The sequence below is a fragment of the Kribbella sp. NPDC104740 genome (genome assembly GCF_055583505.1).
Genome location: NZ_JBVJNV010000001.1, coordinates 1,009,194 through 1,028,063, shown reverse-complemented (window position 1 = coordinate 1,028,063; position 18,870 = coordinate 1,009,194). Strand labels below are relative to the sequence as shown.

17 protein-coding genes are annotated in these 18,870 nt (G+C 70.5%); 5 read left to right on the top strand and 12 right to left on the bottom strand.

All coding sequences use genetic code 11. The features are described 5' to 3' along the window. Window positions 1-12 precede the first annotated feature (12 nt). On the top strand, window positions 13-801 hold the full coding sequence (locus ACZ6Z4_RS04865) for a helix-turn-helix domain-containing protein (RefSeq protein ID WP_465558206.1): 789 nt from the start codon (window positions 13-15) through the stop codon (window positions 799-801). A gap of 57 nt (window positions 802-858) precedes the next feature. On the opposite strand, the gene ACZ6Z4_RS04860 is transcribed toward ACZ6Z4_RS04865, so the two are convergent. From ACZ6Z4_RS04860 to ACZ6Z4_RS04830, 7 genes are all read right to left on the bottom strand, one after another. Then, window positions 859-1,098, bottom strand: coding sequence for an SCO4848 family membrane protein (locus ACZ6Z4_RS04860; RefSeq protein WP_465558204.1), 240 nt, complete (start codon window positions 1,096-1,098; stop codon window positions 859-861). Between the two features lie 141 nt (window positions 1,099-1,239). Further along, window positions 1,240-4,011, bottom strand: coding sequence for a helix-turn-helix transcriptional regulator (locus ACZ6Z4_RS04855; RefSeq protein WP_465558202.1), 2,772 nt, complete (start codon window positions 4,009-4,011; stop codon window positions 1,240-1,242). A gap of 201 nt (window positions 4,012-4,212) precedes the next feature. Next, entirely contained in the window at window positions 4,213-4,938 is a 726-nt protein-coding gene (locus ACZ6Z4_RS04850; protein ID WP_465558200.1) for a FadR/GntR family transcriptional regulator, read from the bottom strand. Between the two features lie 33 nt (window positions 4,939-4,971). Then, entirely contained in the window at window positions 4,972-5,751 is a 780-nt protein-coding gene (locus ACZ6Z4_RS04845) for a 3-oxoacyl-ACP reductase (protein WP_465558198.1), read from the bottom strand. Window positions 5,752-5,754: 3 nt separating this feature from the next. Continuing rightward, window positions 5,755-7,113: an aldehyde dehydrogenase family protein gene (locus ACZ6Z4_RS04840; protein WP_465558196.1), complete on the bottom strand. Its 1,359-nt coding sequence runs from the start codon at window positions 7,111-7,113 to the stop codon at window positions 5,755-5,757. Continuing rightward, window positions 7,110-7,829, bottom strand: coding sequence for a gamma-glutamyl-gamma-aminobutyrate hydrolase family protein (locus ACZ6Z4_RS04835; protein ID WP_465558194.1), 720 nt, complete (start codon window positions 7,827-7,829; stop codon window positions 7,110-7,112). Before ACZ6Z4_RS04835 ends, ACZ6Z4_RS04840 begins: the two co-directional genes overlap by 4 nt. Beyond that, window positions 7,810-9,174 carry a glutamine synthetase family protein gene (locus ACZ6Z4_RS04830; RefSeq protein WP_465558192.1) on the bottom strand — a complete coding sequence of 455 codons (1,365 nt, stop codon included), beginning with the start codon at window positions 9,172-9,174 and terminating at the stop codon, window positions 7,810-7,812. The genes ACZ6Z4_RS04835 and ACZ6Z4_RS04830 overlap by 20 nt, the downstream gene beginning before the upstream one ends. Before the next feature lie 151 nt (window positions 9,175-9,325). On the opposite strand from ACZ6Z4_RS04830, the gene eat reads away from it, so the two are divergent. From eat to ACZ6Z4_RS04815, 3 genes are all read left to right on the top strand, one after another. Beyond that, a complete protein-coding gene (gene eat, locus ACZ6Z4_RS04825; protein WP_465558190.1) occupies window positions 9,326-10,765 on the top strand; it encodes an ethanolamine permease in 1,440 nt (479 codons plus the stop codon). A 115-nt stretch (window positions 10,766-10,880) separates the two neighbouring features. Further along, the gene (locus ACZ6Z4_RS04820) at window positions 10,881-11,822 is read left to right on the top strand and encodes a zinc metalloprotease (RefSeq protein WP_465558188.1); all 942 of its coding nucleotides are present in this window, start codon (window positions 10,881-10,883) and stop codon (window positions 11,820-11,822) included. 100 nt (window positions 11,823-11,922) lie between these two features. Next, a complete protein-coding gene (locus ACZ6Z4_RS04815) occupies window positions 11,923-13,062 on the top strand; it encodes a D-alanyl-D-alanine carboxypeptidase family protein (RefSeq protein WP_465558186.1) in 1,140 nt (379 codons plus the stop codon). Here ACZ6Z4_RS04815 and ACZ6Z4_RS04810 read toward each other — a convergent pair. Together ACZ6Z4_RS04810 and ACZ6Z4_RS04805 are read right to left on the bottom strand one after the other, a co-directional pair. Next, window positions 13,059-14,180 (bottom strand): YihY/virulence factor BrkB family protein, encoded by a 1,122-nt coding sequence (locus ACZ6Z4_RS04810; protein WP_465558184.1) that lies wholly within the window; start codon window positions 14,178-14,180, stop codon window positions 13,059-13,061. The two genes, ACZ6Z4_RS04815 and ACZ6Z4_RS04810, sit on opposite strands and share 4 nt — an antisense overlap. Before the next feature lie 54 nt (window positions 14,181-14,234). Next, window positions 14,235-14,747 (bottom strand): 2'-5' RNA ligase family protein, encoded by a 513-nt coding sequence (locus tag ACZ6Z4_RS04805; protein WP_465558182.1) that lies wholly within the window; start codon window positions 14,745-14,747, stop codon window positions 14,235-14,237. A 130-nt stretch (window positions 14,748-14,877) separates the two neighbouring features. Between ACZ6Z4_RS04805 and ACZ6Z4_RS04800 the strand changes: the two genes are divergently transcribed. Beyond that, window positions 14,878-15,429 (top strand): alpha/beta hydrolase, encoded by a 552-nt coding sequence (locus tag ACZ6Z4_RS04800; protein ID WP_465558180.1) that lies wholly within the window; start codon window positions 14,878-14,880, stop codon window positions 15,427-15,429. Between the two features lie 5 nt (window positions 15,430-15,434). Here ACZ6Z4_RS04800 and ACZ6Z4_RS04795 read toward each other — a convergent pair whose 3' ends face one another. From ACZ6Z4_RS04795 to ngcE, 3 genes are read right to left on the bottom strand one after another with little or no spacing between them, the layout of a single operon-like run. Continuing rightward, on the bottom strand, window positions 15,435-16,388 hold the full coding sequence (locus tag ACZ6Z4_RS04795; RefSeq protein WP_465558178.1) for a hypothetical protein: 954 nt from the start codon (window positions 16,386-16,388) through the stop codon (window positions 15,435-15,437). Between the two features lie 58 nt (window positions 16,389-16,446). Further along, entirely contained in the window at window positions 16,447-17,478 is a 1,032-nt protein-coding gene (locus ACZ6Z4_RS04790) for an iron-siderophore ABC transporter substrate-binding protein (RefSeq protein ID WP_465558176.1), read from the bottom strand. 37 nt (window positions 17,479-17,515) lie between these two features. Continuing rightward, on the bottom strand, window positions 17,516-18,862 hold the full coding sequence (gene ngcE / locus ACZ6Z4_RS04785; protein WP_465558174.1) for an N-acetylglucosamine/diacetylchitobiose ABC transporter substrate-binding protein: 1,347 nt from the start codon (window positions 18,860-18,862) through the stop codon (window positions 17,516-17,518). Window positions 18,863-18,870 lie beyond the last annotated feature (8 nt).

Genomic DNA, 18,870 nt, shown 5'->3' with positions numbered 1-18,870 from the left:
GTGTTCTGAAGGGTGAGCGCGAGGGCGCAGGTACGAGCCTGGCGACCGGGACTGAACGGTGTCGTCGAGGTGCTGCACGCCTACTTCCCGTCGCACGCCTATCCGAGCCACACGCACGACGCCTGGACCGTGCTGCTCGTCGACGAAGGGGTCGTACGGTACGACCTGGACCATCGCGAGCACGACCAGAGCCGGACGCAGGTCTCGCTGCTGCCGCCGAACGTGCCGCACGACGGGCGGTCGGTGCGGCCGGAGGGGTTCCGGAAGCGGGTGCTGTACCTGGAGCCCGACCGCCTCGGCACCGATCTGACCGGAGCCGCTGTCGACCAGCCGGAGTTGCTCGACCCGGTACTCCGGCGGCGCATCGAGCAGCTGCACGGCGTACTGGCTGTCGGGCAGGAGCCGCTGGAGGCGGAGAGCCGGCTGACGCTGATCGAGGAGCGGCTACGGCAGTACTTGCGTCGCCAGACTCCACCGGCTCGGCTCAAGGACCCAGGTGTGGCCAGCGACCTCAGGGACCTGCTGGACGCGCGGCTGCCGACCGGTGTCTCTCTCGACGAGGCCTCGAAGCTGGTGCATGCGCACCCGGCCCACCTGGTGAGGGCGTTCAGCCGCGAGTACGGCATGCCGCCGCACCGCTACCTCACCGGGCGCCGCGTCGATCTGGCCCGCCGCTACCTGCTGGAGGGCCGCCCGGCCGCCGAGGTGGCGACGCTGGCCGGGTTCTACGACCAGTCGCACCTGACGCGGCACTTCCGCCGCATGCTCGGCGTCACCCCGAGCGCCTTCGCCAAGCCCTGACGGCTCGCCTCGCTCCCGCTCGCGCCCACTTGCCCGCGGCCGTACGACGTCCGCGAGCTACAGCGCGTCGACCTTCGCGGGCGACTCCGCCTTCGCGCCCTTGTACGCGCGAGCACCCCACGTCCCGAGCAGCCCGGCGATTCCCAGGTTCACCACGATCAGCACCGTGTGCGCCACGTAGTACCCGGTCGGCCGGTCCTCGGTCGCGGCGAGGTTCTTGATGAAGGTCACGTAGGTGACCACGTTCCAGACCGCGATGGCGAGCAGGACGAGTGCGTGCTTGCGTTCCAGTTTCACCCTGCCAGTGTGCACGTAGGGGGCGGCCGCGCCTCACTCGGCCGCCCCGCGAGGGGCGAGCTCTCCACGTGAGTTCGACCCTGCGCGACCGAATGACTCCAGAGCAAGCAAAAGAAGCTACCGGCGGGTCACTTCAAGGGTTTACCTCTGCGCGAGGTCGGTTCCCCCGCGGTCGACCGTCCGCAGCAGCTGCGTCCGGTTCGCGACGCCGAAGCGCCGGTAGAGCCGCGTCAGCTGCGACTCGACCGCCTTCACGCTCAGGTACAGCGCGGCCGCGATCTCCCGGTTGGTCGACCCGTCGCGGACCATCGCGACGATCTGCAGCTCGTTGTCGGTCAGCTCCGAGGGCTGACGGCTGCGACTCGGTACGTCGAGCCGCGCGAGCTCGGTCTCCGCGACCTCGCGCCAGGCCGGCGCGCCGTACTGCTCGAACTGCTCGATCGCGTCCAGGAACGCCGTCCGCGCGACCGAACGCCGCCGCGCCTGCCGCGCGACCCGCCCGCGAGTCAGCTCGCAGCGGGCCAGATCCAAGGGATAAACCCGGTCCCCAGCGGTCGCGATCGTCTTCTCCAGCAGGTCGAGCGCCGCCGCCGGATCACCCTGCTTGGCGATCAGCAGCGCCTCGGAGCGCGCCAGCCCGACCCGAACCACATCGCGGTCGAGCGTGTCCGCGCGGTCCCGGATGTCGGCGATCAGCGCCGCCGCGTCGTCCAGCCGGCCGGAGGCGACCAGCGCCTCGGCGTAGTCCGCGTGCCACGGGATCACGGCCGGGTCGTACGGCATCGCCGCCTCGCCCGACTCGGCGATCGCGTCGAACGCCTCGACGGCCCGCTGCGGATCCCCGACCAGTACGCCGACCAGCCCGACCGCCGACAGCGCCGGCCCGGTCCACTCGTCGTTCCCGATCACGCGCACCGCCTCGAGCGACGCCTCGGCCATCTCGCGCGCCATCGCCGCGGTCCCGCCGGCCCACTCGGCGCGGGCGGCGATCACCATGCCGACCTCGGGCTCGTCGCCCAGGTCCTGCATCAGCTGGAGGCACTCGTGCCCGGCCGCGAGCGCGTCGGCCCCGCGGCCGCTGCGCTCGTAGATCGCGGTCGCCGAGATCAGGATCCCGGCCAGCCAGCGCACCGCGCCGCCGACCCGGACCTCCTCGACGAGCGTGCTGATGCCGTCGATCGCGGCCGCGTTGTTGCCGCGGAACAGCTCGCGCATCGCGGCCATCTGCCGCGCGTGCACGACGCTCTTGGTCAGCGGCAGCCCGATCGCCAGCGCACCGGCCTGGTCGAGCAGCCGGTCGGACATCTGCCCGCCGCCGACCGCGATCTCGACCGGGTGCGCGGCACTCAGCGCGTCGACCAGCGCCTCGGTGTCGCCGCAGCGACGGGCCAGCTCCTCGGCGACCCGTGCGTCCTCGCGGGCGTCGTCGAGCCGGCGGTCGAAGTACGCGCTGTGGCTGCGCATGATCCGGACCTGCGCCTCGAGCCGGTCGTTGCCCTGGGCGGCCTCGAACGCCTCGGCGAGCAGCTCGATCCGGTGCTCGCGCTCGGGCCAGGCGGCGTCGACGAGCAGCAGCAGCGCCGGCACCTTCACCTCGGCGTGGCTGGCAGCCTGTACGGCGAGCCGCGCCATCTCCGCCGACTCCACCAGGTGTCCAGCCGCCGCAGCGTCGTCAGCAGCGCGGGTCAGTCGTCGCGCCCGGTCGTCGGGCGAGTCCGCCGGGGTCCTGTCAGCAGCGAGCCGCCAGAGCGTCGCGGCGGCGCCCAGCGCCCCACGAGCGCCTGCGGTCGTCCCCGCCTCCTCCAGCGCGGCAGCTAGGTCCGCGTCGGCCTCCTGGGTCGCCAGGGCCCGGTGAGTGGCGTTCTCGACCGGCTCCTCGACCACAGCGGCCAGCCGGGCGTGCGCCTGCCGGCGCGCGGCGGACGTCGCCTCGGCGTACACGAACTCGCGGAGCAGCGGGTGGTTGAACCGGAGCCGCTCCGACGACACGTCGATCAGCCCGAGCGCCTCGGCCTCAGCGAGCTCCAGGTCGACCGGGCGACCGATCGACGCGGCCAGCTGGGAGGTGGTCGGGCGCGGCGAGGAGGCGGCGTGCAGCAGCAGCTCGTGCGTCGCTGGGCTCAGGTCGGCCAGACGATCACCGAGCAGGGTCTTCAGCCGCGACGACACCGGCAACGGGTCGTTCGGCGAGACGCCCTGCGGGTGCCGCAGTACGGCGCGGCCCAGCTCGAGCGCCATGAACGGGTTACCCGCGCTGGCCGCGTAAATGCGCCGGGCGGTCCGCACCGGGAGCGGGCTGGACAGGCGGTTGCGCAGCAGAGCCAGTACGTCGGGCTCAGCCAGCGGCGGGACCTCCAACTGCAGCACTGGCTCCGGGCAGGCCTCAGCCATCACCGGGAGGTCGCCGTCGGCCACCTGCTCGGTGGCGAGCATGTGCACGCCATCGGTCAACCGGCGGGCGCAGAAGGTCAGTACTTCGAGACTGGACGGGTCGACCCACTGGATGTCGTCGACAACGAGCAGCACCGGCCCGGACGCCGCCAGGCGGCGCAGTACGTGCAGCACGGCCAGCCGCACAGCCAACTCGTCCCGGACGGTGTCCGGTGCGCTGGCCTTGAGCAGCGCGACCTCCAGCGGCTGCCGCAGGTGGTCGGGCAGCACCTGCCAGGCCAGCTCGAGCTGGTTGGACAGCAGGTCCAGGAGCGTGACGTACGGCAGTCCGGCCTCGCTCTGGGACGGCGCGGCGCTCAGCACCCGCCAGCCGGAGCGGGCCCGGTCGGCGACCAGCGCCCGGCCGAGCGCGGACTTGCCGATACCGGTCGGGCCGTAGAGCAGCACGGAGCCACTGGTCTCGAGCTGCGTCCGCGCACGCTCGACCAGTCCGGCGCGCCCGACCAGCTCGTCGTCAGTCATCGATCAACATTCTCCCCGAAGGATTACATTCGCGGACATCACAGTCGAGTGCCACTGGACACGGCGAGTGTCACACACGGATATCCGGACGCCATCCCCTCGTTACCCATCTGTTCACGCCTGACCCCGTTCGGCGCCGCACAAACGTCCGGCGTGTCGCCCGGGAGCACGCCAAAATTTCCTGTTTCGCCGCCCACCCCGTCATCCGAGAAAAGCCCGCAGCAGCGCGGCCGTCCCGGCCAGGTGCAACTGCATCGCGTCCCGCGCCGCCGCCGGGTCGCCGGCCAGGATCGCGTCGACGACCTGCTGGTGCTGCTCGTCGGAGTGCACGATGTTGCGCTCCAGCAGCGGGATCGCGTCGAGCAGCGCGTTCAGCCGCATCCGGACGTCGGCGACCGCGGAGGTCAGCGACGGCGAGCCGCTGACCTCGGCGATCGCGAGGTGCAGCCGTGAGTCCATCCGCCGGTAGTCGGTCAGCTTGGCGGCCGCGGTGTCGGCCAGGCAGCGGGTCAGGTGCTCCTGTTCCTCGCTGCTGAGCGACCGGGACGCCGCCGCGTCGGCCGCGCCGATCTCCAGCGCGGCGCGCAGGACGAGAGCATCGTCGAGTCCGTCACCGAGTTCCCTGACCAGCTTCTTCGCGCCGACCCGGCGCGGGCGGGGCAGGCGCGTGTTGACGAACGTCCCGCCGTACCGGCCGCGGCGGGACTCGACGTACCCGGCCTCGGTGAGCGCGCGGATCGCCTCCCGCAGCGTGACGCGGGAGACGTTCAGCCGCGCGGCGAGGTCGCGTTCGGACGGCAGCCGCTCGCCCGGCGCGACGACGCCGAGCTTGATCGACTGCAGCAGCCGCTCGACGGTCTCCTCGAACGGGTTGCCCGTCCGCACCGGCCGGAACAGCGCTTCCCCGGCCCGCGCCTCCTCGACCACACCGCCACCTCTCCCCGTACTGGTGAGCACAGCCTAGAGCGGTGTCACGTACGAGCCCGAGATGCCGCCGTCGACCAGGAACGTGTTGGCGGTGACGAACGACGAGTCGTCGGAGGCCAGGAACGCGACCGCGGCCGCGATCTCCTCGGGCTCGCCGAAACGGCCCATCGGGACGTGCACGAGCCGCCGCTGCGCGCGCTCGGGGTCGGCCGCGAACAGCTCCTGCAGCAGCGGCGTGTTCACCGGGCCGGGGCACAGAGCGTTCACCCGGATCCCCTGCCGGGCGAACTCGACGCCCAGCTCGCGGCTCATCGCCAGCACGCCGCCCTTCGACGCGGAGTACGAGATCTGCGAGGTCGCCGCGCCCATCACCGCGACGAACGACGCGGTGTTGATGATCGAGCCCTTGCCCTGGCGCCGCATGTACGGGATCGCGGCCTTGCAGCACAGGTAGACCGAGGTCAGATTGACCTCCTGCACCTTGCGCCACGCCTCCAGGCCGGTGTCCAGGATCGACGCGTCCTCGGGCGGCGAGATCCCCGCGTTGTTGAAGGCGATGTCGACCGAACCGTAGGTGTCGAAGGCCTGCTGGAACAGGTTGTCCACCGCGGCCGCGTCGGTGACGTCGGTCGGGACGAACAGCCCGCCGACCTCGTCGGCGGCGGTCTTTCCGGCCACCGGGTCGAGGTCGCCGATCACGATCTTGGCGCCTTCGGCCGCGAGCCGCCGTACGCTCGCCAGGCCGATGCCGCTGGCGCCGCCGGTGACGACCGCGACGCGGCCCTCCAGACGGTGCGCGTTGACTTCGGTCATAGGTCAGTCCTCCGTGGAGATGAAGATGTTCTTGGTCTCGGTGAACGCGGCCAGCGCGTCCGGACCGAGCTCGCGACCGAGCCCGGACTGCTTGAAGCCGCCGAACGGCGTCGAGTAGCGCACCGACGAGTGCGAGTTGACCGACAGGTTGCCGGCCTCGATCCCGCGGCTGACCCGCAGCGCGCGGCCGACGTCCCGGGTCCAGATCGAGCCCGACAGCCCGTACGCCGAGTCGTTGGCGCGCCGGATCGCGTCGGCCTCGTCGTCGAACGGGACCACCACGACGACCGGCCCGAAGATCTCCTCGGTCAGCGCGGGCGCGTCATCGGCGAGCCCGGTCAGCACGGTCGGCGGGAACCAGTACCCCGGCCCGTCGGGCGCCGAGCCACGGAACGCGACCGCAGCGGGGTCGACGTACGACGCCACCCGCTCGAGCTGCCGCGCGGAGATCAACGGACCCATCTCCGTCGAAGCGTCGCTCGGATCGCCCACCCGCACGCCCTGCACCGCGGGCTCCAGCAGCTCCAGGAACCGGTCGTGCACCGACCGCTCGACCAGGATCCGCGACCGCGCACAGCAGTCCTGCCCGGCGTTGTCGAACACCCCGTACGGCGCCTGCGCCGCAGCCTTGTCCAGGTCGGCGTCGGCGAACACCACGTTCGCGGACTTGCCGCCGAGCTCCAGTGTCACCCGCTTCACCTGGTCCGCGCACCCGGCCATCACCTGCTTGCCGACGCCGGTCGAGCCGGTGAAGACCACCTTGCGGACGGCGGGATGCGTGACGAACCGCTGCCCGACCACCTTTCCCGCACCCGGCACGATCTCCAGCACGCCCGGCGGGATCCCCGCCTCCAGCGCCAGCTCGCCGAGCCGGAGCGCCGTGAGCGGCGTCAGCTCGGCCGGCTTCAGGACGACGGTGTTGCCAGCGGCGAGCGCCGGCGCGAAGCCCCAGCCCGCGATCGGCATCGGGAAGTTCCACGGCACGATCACCCCAACCACGCCGAGCGGCTCGGCCATCGTCAGATCGATGCCTCCGGCAACGGGAATCTGCCGGCCGAAGAGCCGTTCGGGCGCGGCCGCGTAGTAGTGCAGGACGTCGCGGACGTTGCCCGCCTCCCAGCGCGCGTTGCCGATCGTGTGGCCGGCGTTCTCGACCTCCAGCGCGGCCAGGTTCTCCAGGTCGGCGTCGACCGCGTCCGCGAACCGGCGCAGCAACCGGCCGCGATCCGCCGGCGCGACCGCGCGCCAGCTGGTGAAGGCCGCGGCCGCGCGGGCGATCGCGGCGTCGGTCTGCTCGACCGACGCCAGCTCGACCGTGCGAACCACCTTCTCGGTCGCCGGGTTGATCACGTCGTACGTCACGTGGTTCGTCTCCTCGATGCTTCGGCGACCAGCGCGCTGAACAGCCGCAGGTCGTCGGGGTTCTCCTCGGGGTGCCACTGCACGCCGAGCGCGAAATCGTGGCCGTTCACCTCGGCCGCCTCGACCGTGCCGTCGCTCGCGCGGGCCGTCACGTGCAGCGCGGGAGCGACGGTGTCGAGCGCCTGGTGGTGGTAGCAGTGCACGCTGGTCCGGTCGCCGAACAGCTCCGCGGTCAGCGAACCGGGGTCGATCTTCACGTCCGTACGCCCGAAGATCGCCGGCGACGGGCGGTGCTCGTCGTGGCCGACCGCCTCCGGCAGGTGCTGCTGCAGCGTGCCGCCGAGCGTGACGTTGAGCATCTGCAGCCCGCGGCAGATCGCGAGCAGCGGGAGATCCTGGTCGAGCGCGGCGCGGATCAGGATCGCCTCGTGGGCGTCGCGGCCGGGCCGGGTGTCGACGGTCTCCGAGTGCGGCACAGCGCCGTACGACGTGGGGTCGACGTCGCAACCGCCCGCGATCACCAGCCCGTCGAGGATGTCGAGGATCGACGGATCGGTGCCGACCGGCGGGAGCAGGATCGGCGTGCCGCCGGCCGCGACGACGGCGTCGAGGTAGACGCGCGGCAGCAGCGCGGCGTCGCGTTCCCACACACCCCAGATCGTCGGCTCGAGGTAGGTGGTGATGCCGATCCGGGGCCTAGAGCCGTTCGAAGCCACGGACGCGCTCCCAGTCGGTGACGGCGGCGTCGTACGCGTCCAGCTCGACGCGGGCCGCGTTCTGGTAGTGGTCGACCATCTCGTCGCCGAACGCCTCGCGGGCGATCTTCGACCCGCCGAACAGCGCCGCTGCCTCGCGCAGCGTCGTCGGGACGTGCGGTTTGTCGCTGGTGTAGGCGTTTCCGGCCAGCAGCGGCTCGAGCTCCAGCTCGTTCTCGATGCCGTACAGGCCGGAGGCGATCAGCGCCGCGACGGCCAGGTACGGGTTCACGTCGCCGCCGGGCAGGCGGTTCTCGACGCGCAGCGACTGGCCGTGGCCGACGACGCGGAGCGCGCAGGTGCGGTTGTCGAGACCCCACGCGACCGCGGTCGGCGCGAAGCTGCCGGGCTGGAAACGCTTGTACGAGTTGATGTTCGGCGCGAGCAGGTACGTGAGCTCGGGCAGGCAGGCGAGCTGGCCGGCGATGAACTGCTCCATCAGCTCGCTGAACCCGTGCTCACGGTCGCCGGCGAGCACCGGATCGCCGTCGGTGCTGCGGAAGGACAGGTGGATGTGGCACGAGTTGCCCTCGCGTTCGTCGTACTTGGCCATGAACGTGAGGCTCTTGCCGTGCTTGACCGCGATCTCCTTCGCGCCGGTCTTGTAGATCGAGTGGTTGTCGCAGGTCTTCAGCGCCTCGTCGTACCGGAAGGCGATCTCCTGCTGGCCGAGGTTGCACTCGCCCTTGGCCGACTCGACGTACAGGCCCGCGCCCTCCATCGCGTTGCGGATGTCGCGCAGCAGCGGCTCGATCCGCGCGGTGCCGAGCAGCGAGTAGTCGACGTTGTACTGGTTGGCCGGGTCGAGGTCCTTGTACGTCTTGGACCAGGCCTGCTCGAACGTGTCGTTGAAGACGATGAACTCGAGCTCGGTCCCCACGTACGCCGACAGGCCGCGCTCGGCGAGCCGGTCGAGCTGCGCCTTCAGGATCTGCCGCGGGCTGGCCGGCATCGGCTTGCCGTCGAGCCACTGCACGTCGCAGAGCACCAGCGCCGTCCCCTCCAGCCAGGGCAGCAGCCGGAGCGTGTCGAGGTCGGGTGCCATCAGCAGGTCGCCGTACCCGCGCTCCCACGACGACATCTCGTAGCCGTCGACGGTGTTCATGTCGACGTCGACGGCGAGCAGGTAGTTGCAGCCCTCGGTGCCGTGCTGCAGCACCTCCTCCAGGAAGTAGCGCGCACCGCAGCGCTTGCCCTGCAACCGGCCCTGCATGTCGGTGATCGCTACCAGGACGGTGTCGACCACCCCCTCGGCCACCAGGTCCCGCAGTTGCTGCACGGTCAGCTTGCCGGTGGTTGGGGCCACGGTCTCTCCCGGGTTCTATTGGTCTGCGGTCAGTCCATTGACGCAAGCCACCGGGCCGATGTCAATGCACGCGATCCCTTGACAGTGCCGGCCGGCGCGAGGAACCTCGGGTCCATTCCTAGTGGTATGCCCGTAGACCATTGGAGCCACGATGAGCCGGAAGACCTCACGCGTCGACTACCAGCAGGTGGGCAAGGAGTACCTGGAGCAACGCCAGCTGCGCCGGGGCGCGGCCGGCTGGGTGCTGCTGGCCGGGCTCGGGGTCGCCTACGTCATCTCCGGCGACTTCGCCGGCTGGAACTTCGGGCTGGCCGAGGGCGGCTGGGGCGGCCTGCTGATCGCGACCGTGCTGATGGCGACGATGTACACCTGCATGGTGTTCGGGCTGGCCGAGCTGGCCTCGGCGATCCCGGTCGCCGGCGCGGGGTACGGGTTCGCCCGGCGGGCGCTCGGGCCGTTGGGCGGGTTCGCGACCGGGACGGCGATCCTGATCGAGTACGCGATCGCGCCGGCCGCGATCGCGACCTTCATCGGCGGCTACATCGAGGCGCTCGGGTTGTTCGGGCTGACGTCGAGCTGGCCGGTGTACCTGGGCTGCTACGTGATCTTCATCGGCATCCACCTGTACGGCGTCGGCGAGGCGCTGCGGCTGACTCTCGGTATCACCGTGGTCGCTGTCGTCGCGCTGGTCGTGTTCGTGATCGCGATGGTCCCGCAGTTCGACGCCGACAAGCTCTTCGACATCGTCCCGAACGACGCTGCCGGGGCCAGTGAGTTCATCCCGTTCGGGTACGCCGGGGTGCTGGCCGCGCTGGTGTACGGGATCTGGTTCTTCCTCGCTGTCGAGGGCGTCCCGCTGGCCGCCGAGGAGGCGCGTGACCCGGTCCGCGACATGCCGCGCGGCATCATCACCGCGATGGGCATCCTGCTCGTCTTCGCCGCCCTGATGCTCGTCTTCACCGCCGGCGGCGCGGGCTCGTCGGTCGTCGCCGACTCGGACAACCCGCTGCCGTTGGCCTTGCGGACAGCTCTCGGCGGTGACCCCTGGGTCGCCGACTTCGTCAACTACGTCGGCCTGGCAGGCTTGGTGGCGAGCTTCTTCTCCATCGTCTACGCCTACTCCCGCCAGCTCTTCGCCCTCTCCCGCGCCGGCTACCTGCCGCGCTTCCTGTCCGTCACCGGCAAGCGCAAGACGCCGTACCTGGCCCTGCTCGTCCCCGGCGCCATCGGCTTCCTGCTCGCCGCCATCACCCAGGACGGCGCCCTCCTGATCAACATCGCGGTCTTCGGCGCGACGGTCTCCTACGTCCTGATGACGCTGTCCCACATCGTCCTGCGCGTCCGCGAACCGAACCTGGAACGCCCGTACCGCACCCCCGGTGGCACCGTCACCACCGGCATCGCCCTCACCCTCGCGGTCATCGCCGTCGTAGCCACCTTCTTCGTCGACAAGCTCGCCGCCGCCATCACCGCCGCGATCTTCCTCGCCGCCATCGCCTACTTCTGGCTCTACAGCCGCCACCACCTGGTCGCCTCAGCCCCCGAGGAGGAGTTCGCCGCCATCCAGCAAGCCGAGTCGGAGCTGCAGTAGCCGTACGGCGCAGTACTGCCGTGGCACTGGTGGGTCTTCGGAAACCGCGGAACCGTGCTGAAAATCGGGTGATTCGGCCGCACCGCCCAAGTGGCCCGATCTGGAGGAGCGCGTCATGCGATCTTTCGTCAACCGTCCCCGCGCGTTCGCCGTACTGCTGGCTGGTGCTGCGCTCGCGTTCAGTCCGCTCGGTGGTCAGGCGAACGCGAAGTTGCCGGCCGACGCCACCGGGAACCCGTGTTTCAGTCCGGCGGAGTCGACGTCGGCGCGTGGTGGTCAGGAGGCTGACCACCGGGAGCTGAGCGTCGCCGAGCAGAAGGCCATCGACGCGCGGACCGCGGAGCTGGTCGCGGCCAAGCGGGCCCGGGGGCTCGCGCCGGCGCCCGGGAAGCTGGCCGCGGCGAACGTGCCGGTGTACGTCCACGTCATGCGCAGCAGCACCGGCGCCGGTGACGTGACCAACGCGCAGATCACCCAGCAGATCGCCGAGATGAACCAGAACTTCGCCGGCGGCGAGTCCAGCGCGGCGGCGAACACCGGGTTCACCTTCTCGCTGGCCGGGACCTACCGGTACAACAACAACACCTGGCACCGCGACGGCCAGAGCACGACGTACCGGTCGCAGACCCGCAAGGGCGGCAAGAACGCGCTCAACATCTGGCTGGTCAACTTCTCCTACCTCGGGATCGCGACCTTCCCGTGGGACTACTCGAGCAACCCGTCGATCGACGGCATCCGGGTGCAGTACAGCTCGCTGCCCGGCGGCTCCTCGACGAACTTCAACCTCGGCAAGACCGCGACGCACGAGGCCGGGCACTGGTTCGGGCTCTACCACACCTTCCAGGGCGGCTGTACGTCGACGAACGACTCCGTCGCCGACACCCCGGCGCAGGGCAGCGCGAGCAGCGGCTGCCCGACCGGCCGGAACTCCTGCTCGCTGCCGGGCAACGACCCGATCCACAACTACATGGACTACTCCTACGACTCCTGCTACAACCAATTCACCCCGGGGCAGAGCTCCCGGATCAGCAGCATGTGGACGGCGTACCGCGCCTGATACCACCTGAACCGTGGTCCGGTCCTCTGCCCTGGCCGGGACCGGCCCCGGCAGGTTGTCCGCGTGGTGTTTGGACTGGAGGTTGTCTAGAGTGCCGCCGATGCGTGTGCTCCTGACGGCGTGCGCGACCACCGTGATGCTGGTGGCCGGCCCGCTCACAGCGACTGCCGCCGCCCAGGGCTCCCGGAGCCCGGTCGGCGGCGCCCAGCTGACCGCGGAGTCGACCGTCGTCACGGCGGGCGCCAAGCCGCCCACGGTGCAGGCAGGCTCGTACGTCGTCGCCGACCTCGACACCGGGACCGTGCTCGCCGCCAAGGCGCCGCATGCCAAGTTGCGCCCGGCGAGCACGCTCAAGACGCTGACCGCGCTGGTGCTGCTGCCGCGGCTGAACAAGGCCGACGTTGTGGTCGGGTCGGACGGCGACGCGGGCATCGAGGGCAGCAAGGTCGGCGTGTACCCCGGCCTGCGGTACTCCGTGGACCTGCTGTTCCAGGGCATGTTCCTGGCGTCCGGCAACGACGCGGTGCACGCGCTGGCCGAGCACGACGCCGGCGGGACGGCCGCGACGATCCAGCGGATGAACAAGAAGGCCGCGGAGATCGGCGCGCTCGACACGCACGTGACGGACCCGACCGGGCTGGACTCCGACGGGCAGGTGTCGTCGGCGTACGACCTGGCGCTGTTCGCGCAGGCCGGGCTGGGGCGGCCGGACTTCGCGAAGTACGCATCGACGAAGTACACGAACTTCCCGCTGGCCAAGGCCGGCACGTACCAGGTCGCGAACCAGAACAAGCTGCTGTTCAACTACGACGGCGCGCTCGGGGTCAAGACCGGCTACACGACGCTGGCCCGGAACACGTTCATCGGTGCGGCCCGCCGCAACGGCCACACACTGGTCGTCACGTTGATGAACTCACCGCACGGCATCACCGAGGACGCGACCAGGCTGCTCGACTGGTCGTTCGATCACTACACCGCGCTGAGCCCGATCGGCACGCTGGTCAAACCGGCGACCGCGGCGAAGACCGGGCCGAACATCTCGAAGAAGTCCGCCGCCGGTACGCCGCTGCCGAAGCGCACCCGCGCGGTCACGATGCCCGGCCTGGCCGTGCAGACCCTCGCACTGCGGGTCCCGTCCTGGGCGTACGCCGCCCCGCTGTTCCTGCTTCTCGCGCTCTTCCTGCGCAGGCCCAGAGCGCTCCGCATCCACAACCGCAAGAGCAAGGCCCGACGGCACTAACGCCGGAGAGACTTGGCTGCCCTGGCCAGCTGGACGGTGATGGCTGTGGCGGTGACGCCGAGCAGCGCTCCGGCGGCGACAGCGACCGAGTCGGCCTTGCGCGCCGGGATCGGGACGACCTTGAACTTCTTCCCGGGCGGCCCCGGGAGCAGCCCGTTCTCGTCCGGCTCCGGGTTCGTCGAGCCGTTCGTCCGCCGCCGCGGTACCGGCTGCCCGGTCTCGAACGGCATCGCGGCGCGGGCCGCTTCCTCCGCCTCGCCGGTGTGCCAGCGGTGGTCGAGCGTGGCTTCCTTCGTCCAGGCCGCGATCAGCATGATCACCCGGGTCATCAGGTAGATCCAGACCAGCAGCGCCAGCGGCAGCGCGAGCGCGCCGTACGCCGCGTTGTTGCCGATCACGTTCTTCACGTACGCGTTGCCGAGCTTCTGCGCCGCGAAGAACACGATCCCGCCGGCCAGCGCGGCGATCAGCGCGACCTTGCGGGGCAGGATGATCCGCGGCATCGCGGTCTGCAGGTACAGGAACAGCACCGCGCCGGCCGCGATCCCGACCACGACGCTGATCGTGCCGAGCCCCCAGTCGGCCAGCCAGGTGCCGTCCAGGTCGACCCAGCCGACGATCTTCTTCGACAGCCCGGACAGCACCGACGAGGCGAGCGTGGCCAGGATGCCGATCAGGCCGAGCCCCATCAGGGCGCCGAGATCCTCGACCTTCAGCTTGACCGCGTTCCCGGGCTGGTCGTCCAGCTCGTGCATCGACCGGATCGAGGCGCGCAACGAGTCGATCCAGCCCAGCCCGGTGAGCAGCAGCGAGACGCCGGAGATCAGCCCGATGGTGCCGGCGTTGGCGATCAGCGAGTCGATGTCGATCTGGTCGCCGATCCCGGGCAGGTTCTTGGCCAGCGCCTTCTTCATCACGTCGATCGCGCTCGGCGGCAGCAGCTTGCCGACGACGGCCGCGGCCAGCACGATCAGCGGGAACATCGACAGGAAGCCGAAGAAGCTCGTTGCCCCGGCCAACCGGTTGCCGCGGCGGTCGCCGTACCGCTTCCAGGCCCGCCACAGCTGCGTGCGGCTGAACCGCGCCCAGACCGCCTTGCCCCGTTCCTTGACGCCCATTGCTCTCCTGTACCCCGACCACCAGCCCGTACGCCGTACAGCCTGGCAGGTGCCTCAGCCCTTGAGCGGGAAGGCGCGCTGCGGGCGCCAGACGCCGTCGGCGCCGTGCTCGTACCGGCTGAAGGCCGCGACGTCGAACGCGCAGTCGTAGTCGGTGAGCGTCTCGTAGGCCCGGTCCAGCGACTCCTTGTCGAGGTCGTGGGCGACCGTGACGTGCGGGTGGTACGGGAACCGCAGGTCGACCGTGAGCGGCCCGGAGCGGACCTGCGACTGCAGCACCTCGCAGGACGAGATGCCCTCGGCGACCATCACGAACACCACCGGCGAGATCGGCCGGAAGGTGCCGGTGCCGCGCAACCGGATCCGGAAGCTCGGGAACCGGGCGGCCAGCTCACGCAGGTGCTCGTCGATCCGCGGCAGGTCCTCGTCGGCCACCTCGGTCGGCGGCAGCAGCGTGACGTGGGTCGGGATCGAGGAGGCCATCGGGTCCCCGAAGTCGGCCCGGTACTTCTGCAGCTCCGAGCCGAAGGGTTCGGCGATCGGAACCGCGACACCGATCGTCGCCATCAGGGCATCGCGGAGGGGACGACGGCTGCAGACATACCCCGATTCTGACACCGTCCCGGGTCGGTCCCGTACCCGGGGACGGTGTCGGATTCCTCATACCGGAACCCTGACCGGTCATAGACTCCGAGCTATGACCTCACGGCACGCGGTGATCGTTCCCGGCGGCCAGTACGGCCCGCACGCGCCTCTGCTGATGTTCAGCGCCGACGCAGCCGAACGCCGGGGCGCCACACTCCACCCGGTGGAGTGGAAGGACCGCGAGAAGGCCCTGGAGCTCACCGAGGCCCAACTGGAGGCCTGGGTGATCGGCCAGGTCTCCCCGCACCTACCACTCGGCGCCGCAGGCTCAGGCCTGCTACTGATCGGCAAGTCCCTCGGCACCCACGCAGCAGCACTAGCTGCCGAGCGCGGCCACCCAGCGGTCTGGCTGACCCCGCTGCTGACCTACCCCCAGGTGCGCGCAGCACTGGAGCGCTCCCGCTCGCCGTTCCTGCTGGTCGGCGGCACCGCCGACCCCCTGTGGGACGGCGACTTGGCGCGCCAGCTCACGCCGTACGTGCTGGAGGTGCCCGAAGCCGACCACGGCATGTACGTCCCGGGCCCGCTCGCCGCGTCCACCGCCGTACTCGGTGAAGTCGCTACTGCCGTCGAGAACTTCCTCGACGAGGTCATCTGGCACTAGGTCATTCAGCTCTGCTGGTAGTTCACCGCGGCGAGGCCGCAAGGTGCATGGAGATGCAGGTAGTAAGCGCCTTCGCCATAGGGCTCCAGGTCGGCCCCGGCGACCAGGCCGAGGTAGTCCATCGACTGCCCGCAATCGGGACAGTCGACGTACTCGTAGTCCTGGATCCAGTCCGGGAAGCCGCCAAGAGTCGATCCGCCCTGGTCCCAAGCGCCGGCCTGGAAGGGCGACGGGCGCGGCTCCCCCACGGCAGGTCTCCGCATCGGCGGATCTTCCGGTCCGGAGATGTCCGGGAGGTAGCTGGGACGACTGTTCCCCTCCCACCACTCCGGCTCGGCCCCGGGTGCGACCCGGAAGAACAGCGGGGAGTAACAAGCACAGAAATAGCAGGTGTCGATCCGCAGTCGCCCGGACCACCCCGTGCGCGCCAGGACCTCACGCACCGCGGCGTCACCGGTGTCGAAGTCGGCGATCCTCCACAGCGGCGAGGCACACAGCCGACAGGCCTGGCCGGCGGTCGGGGGCGGCGTCTCGTCCATCACCAACTGGTACGCCGTGGGAGAACACAACTCCCGGCGTACACCGTCGTGATCGATCACCCACCCCGCCGTACGGGCGTAGCCCAGTGCGTCGACGTGCAGGCGATCGGCCCCAGGCGGCGGATGCTCCTGCCAGCGCCGCAGAGCAGCCTCGGCCTCCGGGCCGGGCGCGTGCGCGACGATCAGCAGCAACCAGTTGAGTTCGTCCGTCCGCGCACCGGAGTCAACCGCCTCGACAACACGGCGGACGACCTCCACCCCGGCAGCGCGATACAGACTCGGCGGCCACAACACCCCGGCGTCGAACAAAGCCCCCGTCCACTCCGCCAGCCGCACCGGACTGGCAGCGGCGATCTCGACCAGCTCCTCCAGCGCACTCTCGTCACCTGCACCGGCCGCCCGCACCTGCTCCTCGATCACTCCCGCATGCTAATCGGCCCCACCGGCACCGTCCGAGCCGTCGCCAACCGCTCTGTTCTTAGGCCGTGGTCGCCGGGTCTCCGTCGACGGCGGCCTTCAGCTTGGGGACCAGTTGGTCGAGGACGATCGGGAGGCTGAGGACCGAGACGAAGCTCGTCGCGCCGTACAGGGGGTCGTCGTAGTTCTCTTCGACGAAGACGTCGCGGCCCTGGGTGCGGACCGGGAGGTTCTTGTAGAGCGGGTCGGCCTGGAGTTTCGCGGTGCCGCCCTTGGTGGGGAACCAGACGAGCGCCTGCTGGTCGAGGAGTTTGATTCGTTCGGCGCTGATGTTCGCGCCGAACTTGTCGCCGATCAGGCTGTCCAGGCCGCTCGGGAGGGTGAAGCCGAGGTCGGTGAGCAGGCGGGAGCGTGGGTCCTGGCTGCCGTAGATGAAGTAGCCCTCGTACGGCGTCGCCATCAGGGCCGGCTTGCCCTGGAACTCGGGGTGCTCGGAGCGGACCTTCGCGAAGCGGTCCTCGATACCCTTGACCAGCTCGTCGGCCTGCTTCGGCTTGCCGACCGCCTGGCCGACGGTGCGGGCCGCGTCCTGCCAGGCGACGCCGTAGTCCGGCAGGCCGGGCGGCTGGGCGACCGTCGGCGCGATCGCGGTCAGCTTCTTGTAGTCGTCGGCGGTGATACCGGAGTACAGGCCGATGATCAGGTCCGGGCGGAGCGCGGCGATCTGCTCGAACTGGATCCCGTCCTTGTCCTTCAGCACGGTCGGCAGCGGCCGGTCGCCGAGCTTGTCCTTGGCCCACGGGAACAGCGCGCCGGGCTTCTCGCCGAACCACTCGGTGGTCCCGACCGGTACGACGTCCAGCGCGAGCAGGGCGTCCTGCTCGATCAGCCCGACCGAGACGACCCTCTGCGGCGCGGCCTTGATCTCGGCGGTGCCGAACTTGTTCTTGATCGAGACCGGGAACGCGCCCGCCTCGGAGCCGGCCGAGCTGCCCTCGCCGGACGCGGCCGGTTCCTCGGCACCGGAGCCGCAAGCGGTCAGGACGAACGGAACGACAGCCAGCAGCGCCAGCGGCCGGAGGATCGAGCGCATCACTACCTCACAAGGGATTAGGTTTCCCTTACCTTACTCAATCCCTGTGGTACTTCGTGACCGTGCTGTCCTGCTTCACCTTGTCCGCCGCGGCCTGCACACGCGCCGTCCACTCGTCGACACGGAACGCACCCGAGAGGAACTGCCCGGTCAGCTGCCCGGCCGCCGTGCCGAGCGCCGGGTACCAGTCGGCGAAGTACCAGCGGATCACCTGATCCCCCGCCGCCGTCAGCAGGTCCCGCGCCGAGCGCAGCGCCGTTCCGATCTCCTGACCGTCCGCAGCACCCCGTACGACGGTCAGCCGGTTGGTCTCCTTGGTCACCTGCCCGGCGACCTCGCGCGACAGCATCGCCCGCAGGTACTCGACGCCACCCGGCTCGTTCGGCCCCTTGGCCGGCACCAGCAGCGGCGACCCGGGCTCGACGTGCACGCCGCGCGGCAGCGCCGGCGACCCGTCCAGCGGCGGCAGCCCGAACACGGTCAGCCCGAAGCCGTCCGGAATCACCGGCTTCATCTCGTTCTCGAGCCAGTTCCCGCACGGCAGCAGGCCGGCCTTCGACTGCATCAGCCGGGTCTGTGAGCCGGTGTGGTCGAGCTCGGAGGTCCCGGTCGCGATCAGCCCGCGCCGGGCCAGCTCACCGAACGCGGTGATCGCGCGGGTGACGCTCGGGTCCTTCCAGGCGCCGTCCTCGAGGTTGTCGATCCGCTTGGCGACGTCGTGGCCGCCGGTCTTCACGGCCAGCGTCAGCACCGCCTCGAACACGTAGTACGGGTGCACCCCGGCGTACGTGAACGGGCCGAGCCCGGCGGCGCGCATCTCGGCGCCCAGCGCGAGCAGCTCGGGCCAGGTGCGCGGCAGGTCCCAGCCGCGCTGCTGGAAGAGGCGGGCGGAGTACCAGAGGCCGTAGACGTCGACCAGGTAGTTCAGCGAGCGCAGCGAGCCGTCGTACCGGCCGGAGTCGAGCAGGCCGGGCAGTACGACGTCCTGGACCTTCGCGTCCTTGTTCTCCCAGGAGGGGGCGGTCAGCAACGGCCCGAGGTCGGTCAACTGCCCGTCGGCGACCAGGCGGCTGACAGTCAGCGCCTTGTCACCGGTGTTCAGTACGACGTCCGGCGGGCTCCCAGCCGCGAACCGCGACTGCAGCAGGTCCCGCAGCTGCTTGGTGGGCGTCACAGTGACCGCTGCCTGCTGGTACTTGGCCCGGTACTGCGGAGCGCCGAAGCCACCGAACTCCTCGGAGACGACCACCTCGACCGGCCGGTCGGCGACCACCCCGAACGGGTTGTCCTTGGTCCGGGCCGGCCCGGTGGGCTTCTCGGAGCTGCAACCAGCAAGCAGGGCGCTCGCGAGAGCGCCCTGCAAGACCGTACGCCGTGTCAGCACGCCCGCAG